At 54.9% G+C, this 215-nt stretch carries 1 pseudogene; it reads right to left on the bottom strand.

Annotated features, from left to right (window positions below):
• Nucleotides 1-215 (bottom strand): annotated as a pseudogene (locus AF337_RS44445) (phage tail tube protein); the annotation flags it as partial.

The raw sequence follows: 215 nt of genomic DNA, 5'->3' as shown, positions 1-215 counted from the left end.
CAGCTGGAGATCGAGAGTGTTGATCCGGCACCCTAGGTAACGGGTGAACACATCAGTCACGCCCATTTCGAACCGCTTCTCAAAATCCAGCGTCTTTACCTGGACGCTGTTCTTCAGAGCGGATCCCGACCAAGATCCACAAAAGAGGGCAGCGAACCAATCATCGAAGGTGAAAAAGGAAAGGAGCGTGTTGACGGGGCCGGTCACCTGCCGTC

The organism is Rhizobium ecuadorense, from assembly GCF_001187535.1.
In the GTDB taxonomy this organism is placed as follows: domain Bacteria; phylum Pseudomonadota; class Alphaproteobacteria; order Rhizobiales; family Rhizobiaceae; genus Rhizobium; species Rhizobium ecuadorense.
Note: the sequence above shows the minus strand (reverse complement) of the source record. Positions and strands in the feature narration are given on the sequence as shown.